The following is a 23,759-nucleotide window of genomic DNA, read 5'->3' as shown; positions in this document are numbered from 1 at the left end:
AAAAAATTATGAAAGAGTGCCGGGTGCTATGTATAGCACCCGATATTTTTTTTGAAAATGTAAAATATTTGAATCGAAATGTCGTTTGTAGGAGTCTAATGAGTGGAAGGGGGCGTTTCATATCGTTACAAAGCACATCAATTTAGTCCAGCTTGCCCAAGAAGGGGACGAGGAAGCGTTTTATGAACTCATCGAGCCATTACAAGGGCAGCTGTACCGCATTGCCTTTGTGTATGTGCAAAATGAAAACGACGCGGTCGATATTTTACAGCAATCGATGATACGAGCGTATGAAGGGATTCAGCGGCTAAAAGAGCAACAGTATTTTACAACGTGGATGACACGCATTGTGATTAATTGTAGCAAAACATACATAGCGAAAAAGAAACGAGAAGATATGATTGAACCAGCTGAACTAGATTTACTAGAAGGACCATCTTCTAGTCATATTGAAGAGGAGCTTGATTTGTGGCAGGCACTATGTGGATTAGAAGAAAGGTATAAAACAGTGTTGCTATTACGGTTTTATCAAGATTATTCCGTCAAGCAAATTTCGGCCATTTTGGAATGTCCAGAAGGTACGGTGAAAACACATATTCGACGAGGGTTGCAAGCTTTGAGACAACAGTTAAAGGGGGCGTACATAGATGAATGGGTTCAATCCGTTGAAGACAGTCATTGATAAAATTCCGATTCCGACTCAGCGTTTAACAGAAGTATTAAGAGTAGAGGGAATATCGAAAGTATTTAAGCAAAAAGAGCATACGGTTAATGCGTTAAAAAATATTCATTGTACGATTTATCACGGTGAAATGGTGGCGATTATGGGCACGAGCGGCTCGGGGAAAAGTACCTTTTTAAATATGATTAGTGCAATTGATGCACCGACAGAAGGGAAAATTTTATTGTTTGGGGAGGAAGCAAATGATATTTATAAAGAGCCCAATGCATCAAAATTTCGGAAGGAAAATATCGGCTTTGTGTTTCAATCATTCCACTTACTGCAAGATTTAAATGTAGAAGATAATATTGCCTTGCCCCTTATTTTAAATGATGTGCCGAGTAAGGAGATTAAAGCGCGGGTAGAGCAAGTGATGAAACAGTTGCATATAGACAAATGGCGAAAGCATAGGCCACATGAGTTGTCGGGGGGACAAAAGCAGCGAGTGGCGATTGGCCGGGCGATTATTACGAATCCGCCCATTTTACTTGCTGATGAGCCAACCGGAGCACTAGATGTCAATACGACCGATGACATTTTGCAGCTACTTGTGTCATTGCAAGAGAATATGGAGCAAACCATTTTACTTGTGACACACGATCCGTATGTAGCGACCTACGCAAATCGCGTGTTGTTTTTCCACGACGGAGCGATTGTGGATAGCTATCACAATCAAAAAACAGCAGAGGATTTAGATGCGATTGTTGCTAAGTTTAAGGTCATTTCAAGAGGTGAGCACTAATGTTTAACCTAAAAGCAATTGCTCTAAAATTATTTCGAGCAGCGTCTACACAAGTGCTGACAAGCATCGGTATTATATCGGTTTCGATTTGCTTACTTATGACAATGAGCGTCTATATTTGGAATGCCCATGCCCAAATGGAAGAAGAAATGTATGCGATTTTTGGCGATGCCGATATGCTTGTTGGTTATAATCCTGAACAAGGAATGTTTCTAACAAATGATACATTACAGGAATTTTCACAAATACATGGAGTAACCGAGCTGTCACCTATTTTATTAGCTCATGCGAATGTAGAAGGTGTACTACCAAGTGTCTATACGATGGGCGTTGAAAATGATGACCTTGTCAAAAGTCGCTATCATTTTACAGAAGACCTTGTAGAAGGGGAAGTCATTATTTCGCAAAACATAGCGGACATGTTTAATAAATCAGTTGGTGATACGATTGAACTTGAATTTGAAGCGTATACCATTAAGGAAGTGCTACCGCCTTTATTAGGTGCTTCAGAACTGCAGATGATTATTTTACCGAATGCAACAGTAAAAGAGTGGCTTCCGACTACAGAAAAAGACGTAGCGGGAGTATTTACGCTCATTCAAACAGATGGAAATACAGATTATATGACGCTAACAATGAACTTTCAACAAATTGATCGTACGTTAAGAGTCGATATAACGAGCGAATATGAAGTCGTCAAAGAGAATTTCCAAGCACTTGCTATTTTTATGATTGTATTATCTGTGTTTGTTTTATTGATTACAGCGGTGCTTTTACTCTCTACGTTCCAGCTTGTTTTTTACAAAATAAAAGGGCAACTAATGGTACTACGTTCACTTGGAGCAACGAGCGAACAGGTAGGGAAGATTGTGCAACTACAACTCGTTATGATTATTGGAGTAGGTGCCATCTTGGGGACGTGTTTAAATGTCGTGCTTATGGATCAGTGGCTCCCATTAATGATTGAAAAAATGCAGTTACCTGCTGCGAAAACAGATATACCCGTATGGCTCGTTCTATGTATTGGGATAGGCATTTCAGTGATATTATATATGGCATCACAGTGGCAAGTTCAAAAAAGCATGCGTTTATTGCCGATGCAAATTGCAAGTGAAAATGCAGAAACGACATTAAAGTGGACAAAAGGAAAGCTAGCTATTATGAGTTTTGTTTTTATTGTTGCCTTACTATGTATGCTAAACGGAATAGCAGGTCAAGGGGGCGGAGATGGTGCCTTACTCATTTTAATCGGTGCACTAATGATATGTTTATTGGCACTGTACAGTATGCCCTTTGTATTTAGTGCGATTTTAAAAGCTTTATTGCGACCAATCCGCGTGATATTTGGGAAAGAGGCGTACTTAGCTTGCCAGCAACTAATGCCACAGATTCGAAAAAACATGCCGATTATTTTAAGTATTATTGGGCTAATGGTCATTTTAGTATTTGGTACAACGTTATTTAAAACGGGACAGCAAAGTGGGCGTGAATATTTAGAGAGAACCTTTGAAACACCTATCATTCTTAAAAATGAGATATACGATGCAACGTTTACACTAGATGTTGTAGATGAAATTAAATCGCTACCTTCTGTTGATGTAGTGTATGCAAAAAGTAATTGGTTACAAGTAAAGGCTTTGATGAATGAAGGTGCTACAGAAGAATATCCAGCTGTTCAAATGGTTGATTTACAGCAGTTAATGGATATAGGAAAGTTACCTGTAGTCCAAGGTGACCTTACACGAGGCATTTTTGTTACTGAGCAGTTTGCGGCGCACAATGGTTTAAGTATGGGGGATCAGGTTGACCTTCAATATTTTGATTGGGAAATAGAGGATTATACACCTGTAGGTTCACTTGAGGTATTAGCAGTAGTACCGGATTCTTCTTTTTATGCAGACTTTTTTATTGATTGGTCCTCTGTCATACCAATTGATGAGCAGGTTTTAGTGCAAGAAGTCATGGTACAAACAACAGACATCGAACAAACCTTACAGGAGCTCGCGTTTATTAAAAGTGAGTGGCCAGCTCTTACGATAAAGGATGAACAAACGAGTATTGAAGAGTACAACAAAATGTTTTATCAGCGCTGGAGTTTGTTTGTTGGTGTGATGGTTGTGTTAATTGTAGCGACATGCCTTGGGGTAATTCAAACATTGCTACACACGATTTATAGTAAGCGGAGCGATTATGCGATTCAACGTTTAGTCGGCCTGTCACCAAACGGACTCATGAAATTGATTTTAACACAGGTGCTATCGTTTGTTGTATATGGATTAGCAGTTGGATGCCTCATTGGTGTGTTATTAACTGAATTGCTTGCGCTCATTGATAAGGGTAGCCCAATAATCTTTGATGTTCGCCTGTTAGTACTTGTCAGCAGTGGGTTTATACTTGCGGTTGTAGGTACGTTTGTTGTACAAGGCTTTATGATTAGTCGTGAAAAATTAGCGAATAAATTGTTAGACTAAAGGGAGAATAGGGGGCTTTCCGATACGGAGGGCTTCTATTTTTGTTTGTTAAAAAGGAATTTTTATATTTTTTAGGAGTAGGAAAATGAGGTGCCTGTGGATGATAGAGAAAGGCTAGAGTTGGCTTTATTCGTTAGAAGTACGATATATAAAATGTCCACCCTCATGAAAGTTATCAGGAGGATGGGCATTCAATTGTTATTAGGTGAATATTCCTTATGAAATAGCTTGCCAATCAATTTCTGTAATCGGTACTGCACTTGGTTTACTAAATAAGTAGCCTTGAAATAATTGATAGCCAAGCCCTTTTAAATATAAATAGTCTTCTCTTGTTTCGATGCCTTCAGCTAGAGGGGTTGCACCAATTTCGTTTGCTTTTTCTAAAAAGAATTGAGCGACGGATTGTAAATAAGGATCGTTCGCTACACCGTCTACGAATTTACGATCTAGTTTCATATAGTGTGGTTGCAAATCTGCTAGTAAGTCCGCTGTACTAAAGCCTTCGCCCACATCGTCTAGCGCGTATTCAAACCCTTTTTCACGATAATAAGCTAAAATCCGTTTTAAATGCGGCAAATCGTCTACTTGTTCTGTCTCTACGACTTCAAAAATGAATCGTTTTGGTTCGATGTTTAATTGGCGAGCGACTTGTTCCGTGGAACGCAAACAAAATTCAGGTGCATAAATGGATGTAGGGATAAAATTAATAAAGATTTTCCCTGATAAAAATTTTCCATAACGAACAGCTGTTAAGCGGCATGCGCGGTCAAGTGCATATAGGCGCCCACGCAATTTAGCTGCTTGGAAAACAGGATAAGGTGATAGGATGTCCCCGTTTTCTGCTATGAAGCGTGCTAACACTTCATGTCCAAAAATCGTTTTGTCTTCTTGAATGATTGGTTGCGAATAACAGATGATTCGATTTTGTTTAATAATTGCATCTACCCATGAAGCGCTGAATACATGATGCACTTCAGATAATGGTAACCAATCTTCATCAACAGTAAAAGTAATATTTGATATATCCCCGAAATCTTCACAAAAATCAGTAAGTTCATGCATCGCTTCTTCACATACGACAAGATAGTTATCTTTTTCTACGACATCATAACTTAAGCGCATTAAATGCTCAGTTAGTAGGGGAATGATTGCTTCGTTTTTCTCCCCGGTTAATTTCACTTGGAATTGGACAGAGCCGACAATACAGTTTTTACATGTCATATTTCCACCTCGTTTAATATATCTTGTAAATCATTAATATAACGAATTGTATGTAAAGTGTGTGTTTTTAAATACTCTTTTGTGCCACTTCCACCAATAAACATATGAACTTCAGGGTAATCTGCTGCAAATACATCAAGTGCTGGTAGTACATCCGGATAGGTTGTAAATGGTAACTCACTCATAGCCGAAAGTAATACCACTTTTGGCTTAAAATAAATAATTAGCTGTTCAATGGCTCCTGGTGCAGGTGAGCTTGAAATTAAATAAACACGATATCCATGCATTTGCGCCTTGAGCAACAAAATACATAATGGTAAATCATGGGATTCCCCAGGCAAGCAAGCACCAATCAACAACGGAGCATCATCTGGCATATGCATGTCATTCCGGAGACCGACTAAATAATCTCGAATAACGGTGGAAGAAACGCTCTCTTGAAAAGGATTCCACCTTTCTTTTTCCCATCTGACACCGATTTCGAACATAACAGGAACGACGACTTCATCTAAAAAACGTTCTATCCCTAGTTTATGGTGTGCCTCTTGCAAAATCCGTTTAATCGAAATGACATCACAAGTTGAGCCATATTCAAGTAAACGTATACAATATTCATTATGAATCATTGGTTCGCATGATTCAAGTGTAGGTAATGGTGTGTTTTCCTGATGGGCTTGTATAGTTGCTTGTTGAATTGTGAGCCCTTTATCTACAAGGTTACGAACAGTGAGTAGTATTTTAACATCTTTTTCTGTATAAATACGACGACCGTTAGGTAATCTTTGGGGTGTTACAGTATGGTAGCGGTCTTCCCATTTCCGGATGGCCGGCTTTGATAAACCAGTGATTAATGATACTTGTTGGATGGATAACATTTTTTCATTGAAGTTAGACAAAGTGTTTGCCTCCATTTCCAAGTTTTTATACTCATAATACAGGAACTGTTAAATATATTCAATCTTTTGTCTTATATTTGTCTAAGTTTGGGTTTAAAATATTTGACAATGTATTTTTTCAATTTATAATGAAATTATACTCTAAATGAAGGAAGATGATGGCATGTTTGGTCTCTTTATGAAGAAACAACAACCAGTAAACAATTTGGATCATTTTCAGCCTGTAATTGATAAAAAAGAATTAGGTGCAATTCAAAAGCAATTGAATTTAATTAATTTAACAGATGAAGATTTCAAAACACTCATGTCATTTCAGTCAACAATCAAACAACATGTGAATGAAATTACAAATGTATTTTATGATAAAATCCTGGAAGTACCGGAGTTAAAGCAACTCATTGAATCGCGCAGTAGTGTGTCAAAGCTAAAAGCGGTTATTGGTGAACATACGATTTCAATGTTTGATGGTCGATTAAATGAAGAAGTCATAGAACGAAAACGCCATTTAGCACGCATCCATTTTAAAATGGGATTAGATCCGAAATGGTATATGGGAACGTTTCAACAGATGCAAGAAATTATGGTTCGCATTTTAGTCGAGGAGCCTACTGTTCAGGTGGAAGCCTTGCAAATTGTAACGGTTGTGTCGAAGTGGATCAATTTTGAGATGCAAATTGTATTAGAAGAATATGAGCGTGAAAACCGTCGTTTAATTGATGCGCAATATACAGTTGTGAAAGAGGAGTTAAAGGGCAGCATTTCATCGATTAGTGAAGATTTAGCGCGGCTAACCGATGAAACAACGAATCAAATGGACAACATACAGTGTTCAACCGCTACACTGAATCAAAATATTACAAACAATGTGGAAACTGTGAAAAATGTTTCTGCTCGTGCCGTGCAAGGAAGTAGTTATATGAAACAACTAGAACAGCAAATTGCACAAATGGTTACGAAAATGGATGATATGACTGCTGTAGCAAATGAACTAGCAACGTCTTCTCAAAAGATTTACGATGTGTTGGCGATTGTTCAGTCCATTGCAGATCAAACGAATTTACTTGCCCTCAATGCATCGATTGAGGCCGCAAGAGCAGGTGAATACGGCAAAGGTTTTGCAGTTGTGGCACAGGAAGTCCGTAAACTAGCAGAACAATCGAAGCAATCGGTCGCCCATATAGCAGAGCTTGTTAACACAACCTCCCGTTTATCACTGCATGTCAGCTCTTCTTTAAAGGAAGTAAAAACGGCTACCGCAGAAAGTCAAACGGTATCTTATGATGCACAGGCCGAGTTTGACCACATTTTACAAGAAGTCGAGCATAATGAAAAGGCGATTCAACTCATAGCAGCAGAGCTTAAACAGCTCATAAATGGCGTAGAAATAATCGATCATGAAATTCATCAAGTGTCCACGACTGCCGAAAATCTATATAACACTGCACGTAATTTGTAGATATAATGTATTTTCATAGCTTTATAGACGAGTTGAATGGGTATGAACTTTTCATATGAATCATGCCTACAAAAATTATGACAGATGTACTTATATTTTGGAGGGGGTTAAATGTCACGCTTCATCTTCCATACGCTTATTTACAGTATTATCGCAGGTATATTTTTAGGATTGTTAATGAAATGGATGCAATATGTGACAGGCTATAAAATCTATACATTATTGATGAATGTGGACTATATTCCCATTTTAAAAGAGTACACATTTTCAGAGTGGGTGGAGTTTACGTTTCATCTTATAATCGCTGTGATTTTAACGTATGTCATCGTATGGATTGCTTGGAAAAAGTCCTTTACAAGTAAACAACTCATTTCATTTACAGTTATTGTGAATATAGTCATTGCGATAGCACTTTATCCAACGACTGCATTATCAGATCGTACACCGCCCCTTTTGTCGGTGTCATCCTTTGGCTTATGGCTAGTAGCGCACATTGCATATGGCGTAGTGCTAGGCATTTTGCTAGCTCGGTTAGTGCCGATTCGTTTGAAAAATAGGAGAGAAGTGACCGTCTGAAAAGACATTTTGAGACAGAACTTGCGACCACCGCAGGAGTAATAGTTCTTAATGGATCATGATGAAGGATTGAAGGGGGTGTTCTGAAAGTTTTTACTTTCTACACACCCCCTCTGCTTATTTGTTTTTTAGTTTAAAAATCAGAAGGGAGATTGTTGCTAGTGCAATCGTCGAACCGATGATCACGATATAGCTAACATTTGTTGATAAAAGGGTATTGTTCCATTCATAGACCACACCGAAATTCTTTTTATATTGTGCCAGTACTTCCGGAGTACCTGAAAATACGTTGTCTAACGAATGGACCATTAATTTTTCTCGGAATAATACGGTCGAATGGCTAATCGGAAAAAACATGATGACGTTTTGTACCGCATTTGGTAATGAGCCCATCGGTACATATACGCCGCATAAGAAGCCGATTGCTGTTCCGATAATCGTGTTCAGTGTTGAAAAAGCGGTTTGTGTAGAAACGAGTAATGTGAAAAATAAGTTAAACATGCTACTAAGGGACACGGATAATGCGATAATGCCAATGATTTCAATAAATGTTACAGCATCCACGAGATGACCGCCTGTTGAAACAATAAACAGTTCACATAAAATAAATGCTACGACAGATAAAATAAACCCGATGATCCAAGCATTTGCAACATAGCTGAATTGCAGTGTTGCACGAGAAGTAGGAGCGGTCAAGAAATCAGCCAATCCCTTTGTTTCTAAATCGTGAATGTAGATGCCGAATGCTGCGAGTGTTGTTGTAACGGTTACAATCGATAGTAGTCCAGCAATCATCCATTCATTGACAAGCGTTTTAATCTCAGAAGAAGCAGGAACAATTTGTTCAATCGCATCCACTTGTAGTTTTTGTAGAAACACGGCATATAAAGTAATCACAATTAATACGGATAAAAAAGAAAATAAAACAAGCGTTTTATCGCGGCGATATACTTTATTGTGGCGGTTGATTAGACTAAATATAGTACTCATATGGCAACTCCTTCTTCATTAATACACATAAATACATCGTCCATAGAACCTTTGATTACTTCAAATGACGCTAAATTTTCTTCTAGTTCCTTTAAAATATGCAGTGCATCTATTGTGGAACGAACACGTACATAATACACGCCATTTTTCTCTTGGAACGTGAGGTTTTGGTTTTGCAAATACTGTTCCCCTGTCGTTGGATCTTTAAATAGCAATGTCATTTGGTCGAATGCATACTGATCTTTTAACGCATGCGGTGTCCCTTGTGCGACAATTGCTCCTTGTTTAATAATGACAATATCATCTGCTACCGCTGCTTCCTCCATATAATGAGTTGTTAAAAAAATCGTCATATCGGTTTCTTGTTGTAGCTTTTTAATCGCTTCCCAAACGAAAATGCGTGTTTGGGGATCAAGTCCAGTTGTAGGCTCGTCCAGAAACAAAATACTTGGTTTATGGATGAGGGCACGGGCAATATCTGCGCGGCGTTTTTGACCACCGGATAAACAGCCATATTTTTTATGTTCGATATCTGCTAATTGTAAATAGTGCGATACGAAAGCATAATTTTCTTGTAAGGTTGTTTTTGTTAATTTGTACATGTTCCCTCGGTGCATAATATTTTCATACACGGATAGTTGACTATCTAAAATACTTTGTTGGAATACAACCCCAATTTCTTTTCGAATCGCATCCCGATTTTTTAAGGGGTGTCCTGCGATGGTTACTTCACCAGCCGTTTTTTGAGTAAGCGTGCACAGGATCTCGATTGTCGTTGATTTGCCTGCGCCATTTGTACCTAAAAACGCAAACAATGCGCCTTTTTTGACAGAAAATGATATGCCTTTCACAGCTTCGTGGTTGCCGTATTTTTTGTGCAAATTATTAACTTCTATGCTGTTCATCTTCTCGCCTTCTTTCTTGAATTAATTGATTTAATTGTGCTACTTCTTGTTTCATTAAAATATAAATAACGACCCAAATAATGAGGTAGGCAATGACTTCATTTATAAATACTTTGATGATGGAGCTTGGTTCATTGAAGTCAAACCATTGACCAACGATCCCTGCCGACATGACGACGAATGTAACGATCGTAAAATGTATAATCGTCGCGATCGTAAAAGGGAGTTTGTCAACTACATAAATCGTAGTAGCAAGACCGATGACAATGCCCATGACGATCGCAATGAGTAACTGATGCAGTAGCTCGTCACCAGAAATAACACGATTCTCAGTAAAGATACTTAGCGTTACAATAATATAAGATGTACTTAATGAGATTAATACACCTAATAAACAGCTTCTTAAGTATGTCATCCGTTTTCTCTCCCCATCATTAATTTTTCCTTTAGTAGCTTAAAATATTTCCGACTAATATGTATCGTTGTTTCGTTGTCTAGTACGAGTTGCGGGGTAGAGACAATGCCCATTTGAATGGATACAATTTTCGATAAATTCACGAGTGTGGATTTATTGACTTTGACAAAGCTCGCTTCAAACAATGCTTCAAGCTCATATAGTTTGCGCTTTGATTCAAATTCCTCTTCTGCTGTTTGAAAATACACTTTTCCATCTTCCACATAAATCGTGAAAATATCCTCTAATTTCAACATGCGAATTTCTGTGGCATTATAGCCGTCGATCATAGAGGTTTTTGGGGACTTTAATGTTTTCATAAGCTGCTCGACTTCATTTGTATAAACATCTGTAAACACATGTACCTCTATTTCTTTATATTGCTCATGAACGGTTAGTTGGACTTTCATTTGAAAAGCTCCTTTCTGACTCTAGTGTAGCAGGTGATAAACGCTCTTTTCGCAACCAAAACGTAAGTGGTTGAAAAAGGACTGTATGAGGTATTTATTGTATAGTGACTGGTCGAGGGAATAAATGTTAAAGTGAAAAAAAGCGTTAAAAGCATGCTAGAAGTGCTGTGAAGATATTTGCATGTACAAGGCTATTAAATACGATTTTTCCTATTGAAACGATTCACTTATTGCGCTATAGTGATTGTATTTTTAATAGAATAGAGGGAACATGACGTGTTTTATGTTGTTCAATTTATTATTGGAGGCGCAGTAATGTTGCTTGCTTCATGGCTTAGTCGCTCCAATTTACATTTTTTATCGGGGGTCATTACGCTTTTACCCATTTTAACACTGCTCAATATGCGTTTGCAGATGAAAAGTATGACAGCGGAAACGTTTCATATTGTACAGCAAAATGCTATTTTTGGTGCAGTAGGCATGGTGCTATTTACAGGGCTTGTATTTTATTTATCAAGCTTTTGGAAACCAGGGCAAGCTGTTTTAACGGCGCTGGCTATTTATGCAGTATTTATGGTAGTAGGGAAACAAGTAATGGCGACTATACAACATACTTAAATGGAGCGGTATTGTATTGAAGCTTAAGTTTTGTAGCGATTGACTGAAGCAAAGCTGTTGAATACACAGTGAAGTACATATTTTGATGCAGGGCGTTAAATTAGTATAAAAAAATCTTAGCTTGCCTTTTAGTGAATTCATGTTATTGTTATAAATAGTAATTAGAACACACTAGGGGAGTCTTATTTGAAGGCTGAGATTGAACAATTGTTCTAAACCCTTTGAACCTGTACTAGTTCACGCTAGCGTAGGAAAGTGGTTGTCGTAGGATAAGAAGGACTTATTCTCCCCACTCATCGCTTTGTGAGTGGGGTTTTTTAATTTTATAAGAGTGACACTACTAGGGGCGCCGTATTGGCTGAGATTGTACCCTTTGCACCTGATCTAGTTCATGCTAGCGTAGGAAAGTAGGTAATAAAGAGCTCTATGCTTTTTATAGCCGCTTTCCATATGGGGAAGCGGTTTTTTTAGTGGACAGCAAAGTATTTCATGAATATCCGTAAAGATGCGACATCACCTCTCCCTATTTTGAGCGAGATGTGTCTTTCTAATAGTATTAAGTTTAGGAGGAATTGAAATGACGAAATTTACAAATAGGCTTTATGAAAATGTGCAACCCATTTGGGAGAAGAATCATCAGCACCCATTTGTACAGGAGCTAGGACAAGGAACATTAGCGGAGGAAAAATTCATTCAGTATATGAAGCAGGATTATGTGTATTTAATCGATTATGCGAAGCTATTTGCAGTAGGTGTGACGAAAGCACATAATTTAGACATGATGAACAAATTTTCAAAAGTATTGCATGATACACTTCATTTTGAAATGGAGCTACACCGTCAATTTGCGGCTGAATTTGGTATTACACGAGAAGAGCTTGAGCAGACTAAGCCAACACCAGACAACTTAGCTTATACGAACTATATGTTAAATGTTGCTCAAAATGGTAGTTTGGCAGAGGTTGTAGCGAGCCTTCTGCCTTGTGCATGGGATTATTGGGAAATTGGGAAATTATTAAGAAAGCAATACGGGGATCAATTAGCATCTAACCGTTATGCGAAATGGATTGAGACATATGACTCCGAGGAGTTTGCACAAGGAGCGAAATGGTTAATTGATTTAATGGATGAGCTTGCGGATGGAAAGCCAGAACGAGAGCTAGCTGTACTTGAAAAGCATTTTCAAATTACATCGAAGTATGAATATTTATTTTGGGATATGAACTATTTCAAACGTGATTGGCCTATCTAATTTCTTTTAGCACGTGTTAAATACAAGCGAAAGACTTGGGCGGACGCAATGACGCCGAGACAGAATTGATGTTGTGGAGTTGGTAGAACGAATATGACACTCGTATTGAAAAATGTATCTTATTCCTATGATAAACAGACCGTGATTTCTAATCTGGATGTAGAAATTAAATCCGGTGAGTTTGTTTCATTAATAGGAAAGAGTGGTACGGGAAAGAGCACTATTTTGAAATTAATTACGAGTCTTTTGCAGCCGGATGACGGGGAAATTACTATAAACGGACGTCCCATCAAGCTAGGCGATGTGGGCTATATGCCACAGCGTGATTTATTGCTGCCGTGGCGAACAGTTTTGGACAATATGATGCTGCCATCAGAAGTAAAAAAAGACCAACGCTATACGAAGGAAGAGGCAAGGCAGTGGCTGGAGCGTGCGGGCCTATTAGCATATGAAAATGCATTGCCACAGCAATTATCGGGTGGCATGAGGCAAAGGGTATCCTTTTTACGAGCGCTATTAGTAGGGGAGGACGTACTGTTACTGGATGAACCTTTTGGTGCGCTGGATGCTTTTACGAAAAAGGATATGCAAGCTTGGTTACTGTCGATTTGGCAGGAGCTTAATAAAACCATATTATTTATTACACATGATTTAGATGAGGCCTGCTATTTAAGCGACCGCATTTTATTACTACATGCAGACAAAACACTTGAAGAGATTGCTGTCCCGTTAAAACGCCCACGTCAACCGGACATGCTACATGAGATGGAATTTGTAACTTTAAGAAAAAACGTAGAGAGAAAGATTGCTCATGAACACCATTAAAAATTGGTTTAAAACGTATTATTTATTTCTTGTGTTTAGCGGCACATTTTTACTAGCTGTTGAGTGGGCGGTACGTTCTGACATGGTTCCGGCGTTTATTATTCCAGCGCCAACGGGTGTATTGATGCTGATTATTGAAAATTGGCGCCCGCTTTTTTTAGAGCATTTGCCTGTGACATTATTAGAGTTTACAATCGGGTTTGTCATTGCAGTAGTGGGCGGTGTTTTACTAGCGGTCAGTATGTTTTATTCTAAAACGATCGAAAAAATGCTTTATCCAGCTGTTCTCATCTCGCAAATGATTCCGATCATTGCATTATCGCCCATCTTTATTCTGTGGTTTGGGTATGAGATTTGGAGTAAGGTTGCCGTTACGATTTTAATTTCATTTTTCCCTATCGTAGTGGGCACTTATGATGGCTTGAAGGCGACAGATCGGGAGTATGTAGACTTATTCCGGTCGATGGGCGCCACTCGTTGGCATATTTTTTGTAAACTACAAATTCCAATGGCGCTACCGTCATTCTTTTCAGCATTGAAGTTAGCGATTGTTTATGCTTTAGTCGGTGCAACCATTGGAGAGTGGCTCGGAGCGAGTGAAGGGCTTGGCTATTATAGTAGACGAATGTCAGGTAATTTAAATGCAGAAGGTGTATTTGCAGCCATCGCCATTTTAACTGTATTAGGAATCGTGCTATTTGCGATTGTTGCTATGATTGAAAAACGAGTATTACGATGGAAAAACAAGTAGAAGGAGCATTTTAAATATGAAGAAACTTTATATATGGACATTATTGCTAGCCAGTTTTGCCATGATTATGGCAGGCTGTTCTGATAAGGACAGTGAACAAGGAACGAAGGATTTAGAAAAGATTAGCATTATGCTAGATTGGTATCCAAATGCCGTGCATTCCGCGATTTATGTGGCGAAAGAAAAAGGTTATTTTGAAGATGCAGGTCTAGATGTAGAAATTAAAATGCCAGCTGATACAAATGATCCTTTAAAGCTAGCGGCTACAGGGAAAGTAGATTTAGCAATTAGCTATCAATCACAACTATTAGTATCACGTGCTGAAGATATCCCTGTTGTCTCAGTCGCAACACTAGTCAGACATTCACTAGATGCGATTATGTATAAAGAAGAAAGTGGGATTCAATCACCGAAGGATTTAGAAGGGAAAAGAGTAGGCTATCCATCCACAACCGTGAGTGAAGCGATTGTTGCTTCAATGGTTACACATGATGGTGGTGATGTGCAGCAAGTAAAAATGACGGATGTTGGTTGGGACTTAATGCCATCATTAGCGACAGATCAAGTAGATGCTGTTGTCGGGGCTTATATTAATCATGAAATGGTGTTACTTAAAAAAGAAGGTTACAACATCGATTTCCTAAAATTAGATGACTACGGTGTTCCAAATAGCTATGAGTTAGTAGTTGTAGCAGGTGAGGAAACAGTCGAACAGAAAAAAGAGCAAATTACGAAATTTTGGCAAGCTGTGACAAAAGGGCATGAGGATGTGAAGAATGATCCGGCTGCAGGGCTAGAGGTACTCTTTAACCATGAAAATGAGAGCTTCCCATTAGATATGGATGTTGAAAAAGAAAGCTTAAACATCCTCTTCCCATTAATGGAAGATGAGGGCGTGAAGTTTGGCTATCAGGAGCAAGAGGCATGGGATAAAACAGCGAATTGGCTATATGAATCGGGTGTGATTAAGGTAAAGCTGGATGCATCAGAAGCATTTGTGAATTTATAAGGATTTGTTCGTAGAAATATAAAAAGGGTAGACAAGGCTAATGCTTTGTCTACCGTTTTTTAGTAGTTTTCAATGTATTGTGCGATATCGAAATAGCCGTAATCCATCGCATATTGATAGGCGTCATAGCCGCTAGAATCTTTCATTGTTTTATCTGCCCCGTGTGTTAACAGCAGCTCTACCATTTCCAAATCTCCGTACGAAGCAGCTTCAATTAATGGTGTGAATCCATAAATATCTATTGTATTTGGGTCTGTCCCTTCCTTCAATAGATAAGAAGCAATTTCGTAATTACTTTCCATGATGGCAAGATGAAGTGCTGTATACCCTTCATCATTTACTTCGTTCAGTACCTGTTCATCTTTTGCATATTGTTGGACAGCATTGAAATCTGAGTCTACAACCGCAAGCATTAAATCATTCATACTTGCTGTGTCATATGTATAGGAATAATCTTCGCCCATACTAGTATCATCTAATAGTAGCTCATCTTCTAATAGAGCAACCGTTTTAACAAACCACCAAATGCCAATGAAGAATAAAATAGTGAGCACAATTAAGCAAACGATCCCTAGGATAGCCCCTTTATAAGAGGGTTTTATCACAGGTGTCTGATCAGCATGGAAGAAGCCACTAATCGCATGGACACGTTTTGGCAAATTGGGATGTGTGGACAATATTTCATCCATCCAGCTAAACATACCTGATTCTGTTTCGATTTGCTTCATAAATGCTGTTTGATCTACCTGGTTATATAATTGAGGTCCAATCGCAAGCATTACTAGTGCATTTTTTGCTGCTTCATATGATTGACTGTAATAGGCACCATAGCGGTCGCACGTAAATTCACAGGCACGTGAATAAGCATTGCTTAAAAAGGGCACGAGTAAGCCTGGCATTAACAGCCAACCTAGCCCTACATGTTTGCGTTTTATATGCGCAAATTCATGTGCTAAGATAAAGTGTACTTCTTCTTGACCTTGTTCATCTATTAATGAAAAAACATCTGCATATAATACAACCATGTTTTTTAAGCCGAATTTTGTTGCAAAGGCATTTAAAATACCCCCTGATTGCATGATGTAAATATCTGGTATTTGTGTAAGATTCATGCGGTGGGCGATATCTTTTGCTTGCTCATAAAAATGAGGAAACTGTTGCTCGTTTATTTTGACACCATTCTTTCGAATATTAACAATCGCTAGATTATGTATGAACCAGTAGAAAACTAAAAGGAACAAAATAATAATAATCCCAACGATAGATATTGCTGCCATAATATAGACAAGTGCGCTAACGATACATAAAATGGCAAAATAAATCTTTTCCTTACTAGTTACTAAATCTTTCTCTGAAAATGTCATTGCTTCTCTCCAATCGTAAATTTAACAATGTTACTAATATACATATATCAAGTAAAAAAAGGAATAAGAAAAAAGAATGATAGGTCATCCGTAATAGTTTTTGATGATACATTTCTAAATTAATGGTGAATGGCCTAGTATAAAAAAAAGCTAAGTATGAAATATTGATGCTCGATGTTAAAAATTATGGCATAGTATAATAGCAGATAAAAAGTTCTAGGAAAATGGATAGGATGTATTTGAATGGAAGGAAGGTTGTTAAAATGGTCACTTCAGAAAAAAGTAAAAGAATATGTAATAAGGGACATGTGTATTATAAAAGCTCAGATTGTCCAACCTGTCCGACTTGTGAAAAGGAGCGAAAACCTAACACAGGCTTTCTTTCGTTACTTGCGGCACCAGCAAGACGAGCATTGCAATCGAATGGGATTACGTCTTTGCAAGAGCTATCACAGTATAGTGAAAAAGAGATTTTACAACTTCATGGCATAGGGCCGTCTTCGTTACCTAAACTGAAAGCTGCTTTACAGGAGAATAATTTAACATTCAAAGAGTAAGCAGCTTTCATTTTGCACCAATGCTAATTATGTTATTTTAAAATATGACAACACGTAGATTCTGACATCAACCAATCATTAAATCCCCATTTGGATAGCGGAATCGATTCGCTGGACGGGCGAGCAATACATATAAAATCGTCAAGGTACCGAGCCTTCCAAGAAACATCGTCAGCATAATCATGATTTCACTTGCTGGAGACAACATAGGTGTAAGACCAAGCGATAGTCCTACCGTTCCAAATGCACTTGTTGCCTCAAACAAATAGGTCATCATCGTATAGCCCTTCGTTGTCATAGCGAGTACAATCGTAGTAAAGAAAACCCACAGCGCGCTACAGCTAACGAGCGTAAAAGCCTTTAGAACAAGCGAATTAGAAATTGTTCTTTTCCATAATACGGTTTCGGTTGAACCGCGTAGCTGACTCCAAATAACTGCCCCAAGTAGTGTAATTGTCGCGATTTTGACCCCTCCTGCAGTAGAACCAGAACCACCGCCGATAAACATAAAAACAATCGTCATAAGTAAAGTTGGAATAGTTAGCTCATCCATTGGTAACGTATTTGCTCCGGCTGTTCGAGGAGTTACACTGTGAAAGAAAGCCCCTAAAAATTGTTCTTTCCATGTCGCACCTACAAGGACACCACCGTGTCTTGTTTCAAAAAACCACACCGCTATTGTTCCGCCAATGACAAGAAAAGCTGTCATAGATAAAATGACTTTGCTGTATAAAGAAAGGCGCTTTCCTTTTCGAAATTGTCGTAGCTCATCGATAACAATAAAGCCAAGCCCACCAAATAAAATAAGGGAACAGACTGTAAAAACGATTACAATATCACTTTCATAACCTGTTAAGCTTGAAAAACCACCAAATAGGTCAAACCCCGCATTGTTAAACATCGAAATAGCATGAAAAATGCCATAATAAATTGCTTTTTTAACGGGCATATCAAAAGAAAAACGAATGGCTAAAATCACGGCACCAATTAATTCAATGATGAGTGTATACATGACAATCCGCTTTAATAGATATAACGCTTGCTCGATGGAGTAGGCATTAAAAGACTCCTGCAAAATCAGCTTGTCTTTTAAGGAAATTCTCCGCTTAAAAAATAATAATAAAAAAGAAGAGACCGTCATAAACCCAAGCCCCCCAAGCTGAATGAGCGTAAGTACCACTATTTCACCGAACATCGTAAAGCTATCTGCTGTATCCATAACGACAAGCCCCGTTACACAAACGGCAGATGTTGCTGTAAAGAACGCATCAACCCATGAAATAGGCGCGGTAGTCGCAAACGGAAGTTTCAATAAACAGGCCCCTAGTAAAATCAATCCTGCAAAGCTGGCCATTAAAATCAGTGTCGGTTTTTTCGCCATCGTGATTCCTCGATTCCCTTTTGAGATTAATCCATTATGATAAGGTGAGACAAAAAAATTGTATCAATAAATGTAACAGGAGAAGACATTATGTTTAGTTTGATAATAAAGAATACTACATCGAAAAGTGAAAAGATGTAAAGAGAAATTTTTAGGGTTATTGTTGAACCGGAAAAGTACTAAATACAATATCCTAAAAGTAATGACAACCTCTTTTTAAATTTATGTGTATAAATGGTGAAAGATATTATGAAAATATAACATTCATATTTTCCACTATTGTCTATTTAATAAATGAAATTTTAAATAAAATAAAACAAAAACTGTAAAGAGGTTTTTAGTATGATAAATCCAAAAAGAAATTCAAATAGACAATATGTTCTTATGCATAAGCTAAAAAAGGGATGTTTCACACTAACTGTATTATTATTTGCACAATATATTTTAATTTTTTTTCAATGTCAATTTCAGTTTCAAGATGTAGTGTATTATACACAACATTATTGGCATAATTATATTTTCGATATCATTTTGTTGTATTTTTTGTATTTAGCATTTCTTGTAATCGTTAATCGGAAAATATATGCTTCCTTTTTACTCCTTAGTACAACACTTCTTTTCTCCATTGCCAATTATTTAAAGCTAAGCTATAGAAGTGAACCCCTTTTACCAAGTGATTTCACGATGATTTTCGAAATAAATCACATTATCCAAATGATTAATAAAGTGCATATAATGACGAGTATCGGTGTTATCTTATTGCTAATCGCTGCTTTTTTTCTCCTTAAACACTTCAAATCTCAACCAGTCCATACAGGGAAACAGAGGCTTCTCGTATCCCTTCTTTTATGTTTCGTATTTTACAGTTTTCTAAATAGTAATCACGCGAATAATCCTTATAAAGTCATCGCTACTTCTTTCGGTATTACAGATAGTTATTGGGATTTAAAGGAGGATTATAGCTCGAATGGTCCGATAGCAGGGTTTATCAAAAATTTAGATATTCAAGTGATGGAAGAGGTGCCCGAAGACTATTCTTATGAAGCGGTAAGCGATATTGTTGAAAAATATAAAGAGAAAGCAATAGAAATGAATTGTGACAAAGGAACATTAGAAGATCATACTGTGATCTTTGTGTTAAGTGAAAGCTTTACGGACCCTCTTAGAATACCTGGATTAGAACTATCAGATGACCCCATTCCTTTTATTCGATCTTTGCTCAATGAAACGACTTCTGGGGTATTATTAGGTGCTAATTACGGTGGAGGTACAGCAAATGTTGAATACGAAGTGTTAACAGCATTTAGCACCAATTTTTTTCACCCATCGCTACTCATTCCATACACGTTATTAGTGCCCAATTTAGAGGAAGCACCAAGCTTTACTCATTTATTTGATCAAAAAATAGCTGTCCATTCATATAATGCAAACCTTTATAGAAGAAAAGATGTGTTTGAGCAGTTTGGATTCGACCCTTTCATTTATGAAGGGGGCAATATGGATCTGTCCTATAAAGAAAAATTGGACAATAGCACGTATATTAGTGATGCATCAGCGTATGAGGAAGTGTTAGATATTGTTCGTGAGGATACAGAGGGGAACTTGTTTATGTTATTAACGACGATGCAAAATCATAGCCCGTATGATGAAAATAAATATAACAATCACTTTGAAGTATTCAATGAGCTAGACGAACAAGAAAAAGCGCACATTGAAACGTATGTGCAAGGCTTACACTATACAGATTTGGCTACAGCACATTTTATCGAAGAAATTGAAACAATGGATAAACCGATCACTGTCGTATTTTTTGGTGACCATTTGCCGCCGGATGTGTTCGAAGGCTTTGATGAAGAGGGCGAACAAGAAAATGAAGTATTTTACGAGACAGATTATTTTATTTACAACAATTTTGAAACGGAAATTTTAGACGATCCAATCGTTAGTCCAAATATGATTAGCTCGATTGTACTCGAACAGTTAAATGTGGAATTAACACCGTATTATGCGCTTATGCTTGAGCTGCAAAAAACAATACCTGTAATGCGGTGGGGGGAGTACTTTTTACTGCCAGATGAAATGTTTGTTTACGAAGATGAATTACCCGAAAACGCTCAAGAGCTACTAAATGACTATCGTATGATTCAATATGATATCAATGCGGGAGAGCAATATGCAGTAGAACTTGGGATGTTTGATTTGGAACGGTAGGGATTGCTTGAAATTACGTCATACCGCATTTTTGAATGAGTATTCAATGAGATGATGATTTTCATTGAATACTTTTTCATTGTTGTAAACGGTAGAGTGTAGCCGATATGGACAGAACAGTTTCGTGGATAGGATGAACAAGTAGCTATTTCCTCAAGTATTTTATGAAGAAAGAGTCAAAATGATTTATACTAAGTGTAAAAGTACACGAGGTGTTACAAATGGATCGAGATCAGTTGATTCAAATTGCGTCTGAAAGTTTAAAGCTTATTCGGACAGAAAATGGCTATACACAGGAAAAAATGGCTGAACTATTAGGTATTTCTAAAAAGACGCTTGTTCAGATTGAGAAAGAACGCATGGTAGCGAATTGGACCGTCACTATTGCCATTTGTGCACTATTTCGCAACAGTTTAATCTTACAAAATCGAGTGGGCGGCGATCCGATGGAAGTGATTGAATTAACGGCTCATGATGTGATTATTATTCCGAAAGAAAAGACAATGGGCGGGTACATATGGTGGAAAAATATTGAGGAATACGAGGGACATCGCCTGCAGCAAAATCTCTTAAGCAAGCATTATCGTATTCTAGATCATGAAAATTACCGCTTGATGAGTACATTAGACGAAGCTGTAGCATATGAAAAATGGGAAGCGATTAAACAAACAATAAAATAGAGTATTAACTAAAATAATCTTGTGGTGTAAAATTACACTATTAGGTTATTTTAGGAGGTATTTATGGCTCAAGTAATCATATTCATTGTTACTTTATCGTTAACATTTTGTTTGAATTTTTGGTCAGCACTTAAATATCCAGATATAGAACCGACCTTTATTGGCTTCGTAACAACATGTATATATATTAGTGTCGTGATCATGATGAGTAAAAAATGGACACGTAATTTTTGTGTAATGGGTGCCATTAGCAGCTTGTTAGTAGCACTTTTAATTAGTTTTGAACCAGTTTTAATGGAGAAAATGTTGTTAAATATGATTTTTAATGTTCAATATCCCCTTTATGTTGTATTTATCATGCCGTTATTTGGGTTGAATTTTATCGCAGGTTTGCCTTTACAATGGTTTTCCTGTATTTGTATAGGTATTTATATAGGTATTTATACGGTGCTGTATTTTAGATTGAAAGGGCGAGTTGTATGAAAAGAATTTAAGGTTTTTATGTATACAACTGAATTAAAAATAAGTGTTTAATTACGATAAAAATGTATTTCGATTACACATTTGTGTATAGGCTGAACATTATTTTCTTTCATGATAGTAAATTCGATTTAAAGAAAATCACCTCTGGGTTGTTCAAAAAATAAGACTCCTTTCTATTCCAATTAATAAGCATATGTTATAAATGAAAATCTGCTTTTCCTAAAAATAGGAGGAGTAGATTTTTATCGTTATTGATATGGATTATTAGTTGAAAATGCATTTATTAGATGCCCTCAATAACACCTTTTTACTCTCCATTTTTTGATAATGGCTTAATGCTTGCAAATTCTTTAGGACAATAATGCAGATGTGTTGATTATACAAATACTAGTAGATTATGAGTGTGCTTTTTAGTGAAATGATTAATAAAAAGGCGCTTGCTCGTTGATTGGAGCGGAGGCGACTCGACTCCTGCAGGAAAAGCACGAGCTGAAAATCCATTTCTTTCGGTACTTACCGAAAGAAATTAGTTGAAGCCGTGCCTGCGGAAAGCGAGTCAGCCGTAGCGGAAATCAACGTATTCTAATGTTCTCTTTAACAATAAGAGGTAAATCAACACGCGTGACAATAATGTTTTTTACTCTATTTTAGGAAAATGATTCTCGGTATTCGTGGATTACGTGCAACCTAATTGAAAATAAATTTCAATTAGGTATTGCATTCAATAGTAATATATAATAAACTTTTAAATGTTAATGATAATCATTATCAATTTAAAAAGAAGGGGAATACTAATAATGAAAAACAAATTGTCACTGTTTTTCTTCATGCTTTTTGCAGCTGTAATGGTGCTTGCGGCGTGTGGAGAAACGACTAAGGAAGAAGCTTCGAATGATGCAAGCAAAGGTGAAGCTTCGGAAGAATCCACAACACGTGAAATAACACATGCTCTTGGTACAACAACAATTGAGGGGAAACCTCAACGTGTCGTTACGCTTTATCAAGGCGCGACAGATACAATTTTAGAGTTTGATGTGAAGCCAGTTGGTGTGGTGGAATCATGGGTGCAAGTACCAATGTATGATTACATAAAAGAAGAATTAAAAGATGTACCATTTGTAGGGCAAGAAACGCAACCGAATCTTGAAGAAATTGCGGCATTAAAACCAGATTTAATTATTGCTACTCAATTTCGTCATGAAGAAATTTATGAGCAACTATCTCAAATTGCTCCAACGATTGTTAATACAACACTCTATGATTTTAAAGAAACAACAACGTTAATTGGACAAGCTTTAGGAGAAGAAGAAAAAGCCACTTCTTTAATTGCTGATTGGGAAGCTCGTGTAGCGGACTTTAAAGAAAAAATCGCTTCAACTGAAAATTGGCCGCTTAGTACAGCAGTTCTTAATTACCGTGAAGATCATGCACGAATTTATGTGACTGGTTTTGCTGGATCAATTTTGACGGAGCTTGGCTTTAACGGACCTAAAGATTTACAAGGTGAAAATTTAGAAATTGTTAAGCTGACAGATAAAGAAGGGATTCCACAAATGAATGCAGATGTTATTTTCCAATTCATGGAGGATAACGAAGCGGTGAAAAAGACTCATGAGGAATGGACAGCGCATCCGTTATACCAAAACTTAGATGCGGTGAAAAATAACCAAGTATACACAGTAGATGAAGTAGCTTGGAACATGGCGGGCGGTTTACAAGCTGCACACCTAATGCTAGATGATATTTACTCACACTTTAAAATTGAACAGTAAATAGAAAATAGAGG

At 37.4% G+C, this 23,759-nt stretch carries 23 protein-coding genes and 2 riboswitches; of the genes, 15 read left to right on the top strand and 8 right to left on the bottom strand.

Annotation, left to right across the window (positions count from 1 at the left end):
* Positions 1–121 precede the first annotated feature (121 nt).
* Genes AC3II9_RS05560 through AC3II9_RS05550 form a run of 3 tightly spaced genes read left to right on the top strand, consistent with a single transcriptional unit; the run spans position 122 to position 3,934 of the window.
* A complete protein-coding gene (locus AC3II9_RS05560) occupies positions 122–682 on the top strand; it encodes a sigma-70 family RNA polymerase sigma factor (RefSeq protein WP_489153940.1) in 561 nt (186 codons plus the stop codon).
* On the top strand, positions 648–1,463 hold the full coding sequence (locus AC3II9_RS05555; protein ID WP_489153827.1) for an ABC transporter ATP-binding protein: 816 nt from the start codon (positions 648–650) through the stop codon (positions 1,461–1,463). The genes AC3II9_RS05560 and AC3II9_RS05555 overlap by 35 nt, the downstream gene beginning before the upstream one ends.
* Entirely contained in the window at positions 1,463–3,934 is a 2,472-nt protein-coding gene (locus AC3II9_RS05550) for an ABC transporter permease (protein WP_489153825.1), read from the top strand. The genes AC3II9_RS05555 and AC3II9_RS05550 overlap by 1 nt, the downstream gene beginning before the upstream one ends.
* 216 nt (positions 3,935–4,150) lie before the next feature.
* On the opposite strand, the gene AC3II9_RS05545 is transcribed toward AC3II9_RS05550, so the two are convergent.
* The gene (locus AC3II9_RS05545) at positions 4,151–5,155 is read right to left on the bottom strand and encodes an EAL domain-containing protein (protein ID WP_489153823.1); all 1,005 of its coding nucleotides are present in this window, start codon (positions 5,153–5,155) and stop codon (positions 4,151–4,153) included.
* On the bottom strand, positions 5,152–6,051 hold the full coding sequence (locus AC3II9_RS05540; protein ID WP_489153821.1) for a MerR family transcriptional regulator: 900 nt from the start codon (positions 6,049–6,051) through the stop codon (positions 5,152–5,154). Before AC3II9_RS05540 ends, AC3II9_RS05545 begins: the two co-directional genes overlap by 4 nt.
* A 163-nt stretch (positions 6,052–6,214) precedes the next feature.
* On the opposite strand from AC3II9_RS05540, the gene AC3II9_RS05535 reads away from it, so the two are divergent.
* Positions 6,215–7,507, top strand: coding sequence for a protoglobin domain-containing protein (locus tag AC3II9_RS05535; protein ID WP_489153819.1), 1,293 nt, complete (start codon positions 6,215–6,217; stop codon positions 7,505–7,507).
* Between the two features lie 111 nt (positions 7,508–7,618).
* Entirely contained in the window at positions 7,619–8,083 is a 465-nt protein-coding gene (locus AC3II9_RS05530) for a hypothetical protein (protein WP_489153817.1), read from the top strand.
* A gap of 117 nt (positions 8,084–8,200) precedes the next feature.
* On the opposite strand, the gene AC3II9_RS05525 is transcribed toward AC3II9_RS05530, so the two are convergent.
* The 4 genes from AC3II9_RS05525 to AC3II9_RS05510 are packed head-to-tail and all read right to left on the bottom strand — an operon-like array spanning position 8,201 to position 10,842.
* Entirely contained in the window at positions 8,201–9,073 is an 873-nt protein-coding gene (locus AC3II9_RS05525; RefSeq protein WP_489153815.1) for an ABC transporter permease, read from the bottom strand.
* Positions 9,070–9,978 (bottom strand): ABC transporter ATP-binding protein, encoded by a 909-nt coding sequence (locus AC3II9_RS05520; RefSeq protein WP_489153814.1) that lies wholly within the window; start codon positions 9,976–9,978, stop codon positions 9,070–9,072. The genes AC3II9_RS05525 and AC3II9_RS05520 overlap by 4 nt, the downstream gene beginning before the upstream one ends.
* Positions 9,959–10,393 (bottom strand): DUF3021 domain-containing protein, encoded by a 435-nt coding sequence (locus AC3II9_RS05515; RefSeq protein WP_489153812.1) that lies wholly within the window; start codon positions 10,391–10,393, stop codon positions 9,959–9,961. The genes AC3II9_RS05520 and AC3II9_RS05515 overlap by 20 nt, the downstream gene beginning before the upstream one ends.
* Positions 10,390–10,842, bottom strand: coding sequence for a LytTR family DNA-binding domain-containing protein (locus AC3II9_RS05510; protein ID WP_489153810.1), 453 nt, complete (start codon positions 10,840–10,842; stop codon positions 10,390–10,392). Before AC3II9_RS05510 ends, AC3II9_RS05515 begins: the two co-directional genes overlap by 4 nt.
* Positions 10,843–11,118: 276 nt before the next feature.
* On the opposite strand from AC3II9_RS05510, the gene AC3II9_RS05505 reads away from it, so the two are divergent.
* The 5 genes from AC3II9_RS05505 (at position 11,119) to AC3II9_RS05485 (ending at position 15,297) form a co-directional block, all read left to right on the top strand.
* Complete coding sequence (locus AC3II9_RS05505) at positions 11,119–11,460, top strand: hypothetical protein (protein WP_489153808.1); 342 nt, start codon at positions 11,119–11,121, stop codon at positions 11,458–11,460.
* Between the two features lie 163 nt (positions 11,461–11,623).
* A riboswitch (TPP riboswitch) is annotated at positions 11,624–11,731 on the top strand.
* A gap of 61 nt (positions 11,732–11,792) precedes the next feature.
* Positions 11,793–11,883, top strand: a riboswitch (TPP riboswitch).
* A gap of 154 nt (positions 11,884–12,037) precedes the next feature.
* Complete coding sequence (gene tenA / locus AC3II9_RS05500) at positions 12,038–12,712, top strand: thiaminase II (protein ID WP_391372491.1); 675 nt, start codon at positions 12,038–12,040, stop codon at positions 12,710–12,712.
* A gap of 93 nt (positions 12,713–12,805) precedes the next feature.
* Complete coding sequence (locus AC3II9_RS05495) at positions 12,806–13,537, top strand: ABC transporter ATP-binding protein (RefSeq protein WP_489153806.1); 732 nt, start codon at positions 12,806–12,808, stop codon at positions 13,535–13,537.
* Complete coding sequence (locus tag AC3II9_RS05490; protein WP_489153805.1) at positions 13,524–14,288, top strand: ABC transporter permease; 765 nt, start codon at positions 13,524–13,526, stop codon at positions 14,286–14,288. The genes AC3II9_RS05495 and AC3II9_RS05490 overlap by 14 nt, the downstream gene beginning before the upstream one ends.
* A 16-nt stretch (positions 14,289–14,304) precedes the next feature.
* Positions 14,305–15,297 (top strand): ABC transporter substrate-binding protein, encoded by a 993-nt coding sequence (locus AC3II9_RS05485; RefSeq protein WP_489153803.1) that lies wholly within the window; start codon positions 14,305–14,307, stop codon positions 15,295–15,297.
* Between the two features lie 59 nt (positions 15,298–15,356).
* Here AC3II9_RS05485 and AC3II9_RS05480 read toward each other — a convergent pair whose 3' ends face one another.
* Positions 15,357–16,661: a M48 family metallopeptidase gene (locus tag AC3II9_RS05480; RefSeq protein ID WP_489153801.1), complete on the bottom strand. Its 1,305-nt coding sequence runs from the start codon at positions 16,659–16,661 to the stop codon at positions 15,357–15,359.
* A 263-nt stretch (positions 16,662–16,924) separates the two neighbouring features.
* Between AC3II9_RS05480 and AC3II9_RS05475 the strand changes: the two genes are divergently transcribed.
* On the top strand, positions 16,925–17,218 hold the full coding sequence (locus AC3II9_RS05475) for an RNA polymerase alpha subunit C-terminal domain-containing protein (RefSeq protein ID WP_489153799.1): 294 nt from the start codon (positions 16,925–16,927) through the stop codon (positions 17,216–17,218).
* Between the two features lie 67 nt (positions 17,219–17,285).
* On the opposite strand, the gene AC3II9_RS05470 is transcribed toward AC3II9_RS05475, so the two are convergent.
* On the bottom strand, positions 17,286–18,599 hold the full coding sequence (locus AC3II9_RS05470) for a TrkH family potassium uptake protein (protein WP_489153798.1): 1,314 nt from the start codon (positions 18,597–18,599) through the stop codon (positions 17,286–17,288).
* A gap of 684 nt (positions 18,600–19,283) precedes the next feature.
* Between AC3II9_RS05470 and AC3II9_RS05465 the strand changes: the two genes are divergently transcribed.
* The 4 genes from AC3II9_RS05465 to AC3II9_RS05450 all read left to right on the top strand — a co-directional run bounded on the left by AC3II9_RS05465 (position 19,284) and on the right by AC3II9_RS05450 (position 23,745).
* On the top strand, positions 19,284–20,810 hold the full coding sequence (locus AC3II9_RS05465) for an LTA synthase family protein (RefSeq protein WP_489153796.1): 1,527 nt from the start codon (positions 19,284–19,286) through the stop codon (positions 20,808–20,810).
* Positions 20,811–21,031: 221 nt separating this feature from the next.
* Positions 21,032–21,490 (top strand): helix-turn-helix transcriptional regulator, encoded by a 459-nt coding sequence (locus tag AC3II9_RS05460; RefSeq protein WP_489153795.1) that lies wholly within the window; start codon positions 21,032–21,034, stop codon positions 21,488–21,490.
* A gap of 63 nt (positions 21,491–21,553) precedes the next feature.
* The gene (locus AC3II9_RS05455) at positions 21,554–21,973 is read left to right on the top strand and encodes a hypothetical protein (RefSeq protein WP_489153793.1); all 420 of its coding nucleotides are present in this window, start codon (positions 21,554–21,556) and stop codon (positions 21,971–21,973) included.
* 797 nt (positions 21,974–22,770) lie between these two features.
* Entirely contained in the window at positions 22,771–23,745 is a 975-nt protein-coding gene (locus tag AC3II9_RS05450; RefSeq protein WP_489153791.1) for an ABC transporter substrate-binding protein, read from the top strand.
* The last annotated feature ends 14 nt before the right edge of the window (positions 23,746–23,759 follow it).

The sequence above is a fragment of the Lysinibacillus sp. RU7 genome, assembly GCF_057837305.1.
The sequence above is the reverse complement of the archived record's forward strand: the minus strand, read 5'-3'. Positions and strand labels throughout refer to the sequence as shown.

Coding starts and splice junctions, on each gene's coding strand:
- AC3II9_RS05525 (WP_489153815.1), bottom strand. CDS start 9,073: ATGAGTACTATATTTAGTCTAATCAACCGCCACAATAAAGTATATCGC.
- AC3II9_RS05555 (WP_489153827.1), top strand. CDS start 648: ATGAATGGGTTCAATCCGTTGAAGACAGTCATTGATAAAATTCCGATT.
- AC3II9_RS05455 (WP_489153793.1), top strand. CDS start 21,554: ATGGCTCAAGTAATCATATTCATTGTTACTTTATCGTTAACATTTTGT.
- AC3II9_RS05545 (WP_489153823.1), bottom strand. CDS start 5,155: ATGACATGTAAAAACTGTATTGTCGGCTCTGTCCAATTCCAAGTGAAA.
- tenA (WP_391372491.1), top strand. CDS start 12,038: ATGACGAAATTTACAAATAGGCTTTATGAAAATGTGCAACCCATTTGG.
- AC3II9_RS05460 (WP_489153795.1), top strand. CDS start 21,032: ATGGATCGAGATCAGTTGATTCAAATTGCGTCTGAAAGTTTAAAGCTT.
- AC3II9_RS05550 (WP_489153825.1), top strand. CDS start 1,463: ATGTTTAACCTAAAAGCAATTGCTCTAAAATTATTTCGAGCAGCGTCT.
- AC3II9_RS05515 (WP_489153812.1), bottom strand. CDS start 10,393: ATGACATACTTAAGAAGCTGTTTATTAGGTGTATTAATCTCATTAAGT.
- AC3II9_RS05485 (WP_489153803.1), top strand. CDS start 14,305: ATGAAGAAACTTTATATATGGACATTATTGCTAGCCAGTTTTGCCATG.
- AC3II9_RS05510 (WP_489153810.1), bottom strand. CDS start 10,842: ATGAAAGTCCAACTAACCGTTCATGAGCAATATAAAGAAATAGAGGTA.
- AC3II9_RS05480 (WP_489153801.1), bottom strand. CDS start 16,661: ATGACATTTTCAGAGAAAGATTTAGTAACTAGTAAGGAAAAGATTTAT.
- AC3II9_RS05495 (WP_489153806.1), top strand. CDS start 12,806: ATGACACTCGTATTGAAAAATGTATCTTATTCCTATGATAAACAGACC.
- AC3II9_RS05470 (WP_489153798.1), bottom strand. CDS start 18,599: ATGGCGAAAAAACCGACACTGATTTTAATGGCCAGCTTTGCAGGATTG.
- AC3II9_RS05450 (WP_489153791.1), top strand. CDS start 22,771: ATGAAAAACAAATTGTCACTGTTTTTCTTCATGCTTTTTGCAGCTGTA.
- AC3II9_RS05475 (WP_489153799.1), top strand. CDS start 16,925: ATGGTCACTTCAGAAAAAAGTAAAAGAATATGTAATAAGGGACATGTG.
- AC3II9_RS05535 (WP_489153819.1), top strand. CDS start 6,215: ATGTTTGGTCTCTTTATGAAGAAACAACAACCAGTAAACAATTTGGAT.
- AC3II9_RS05520 (WP_489153814.1), bottom strand. CDS start 9,978: ATGAACAGCATAGAAGTTAATAATTTGCACAAAAAATACGGCAACCAC.
- AC3II9_RS05465 (WP_489153796.1), top strand. CDS start 19,284: ATGATTTTCGAAATAAATCACATTATCCAAATGATTAATAAAGTGCAT.
- AC3II9_RS05490 (WP_489153805.1), top strand. CDS start 13,524: ATGAACACCATTAAAAATTGGTTTAAAACGTATTATTTATTTCTTGTG.
- AC3II9_RS05530 (WP_489153817.1), top strand. CDS start 7,619: ATGTCACGCTTCATCTTCCATACGCTTATTTACAGTATTATCGCAGGT.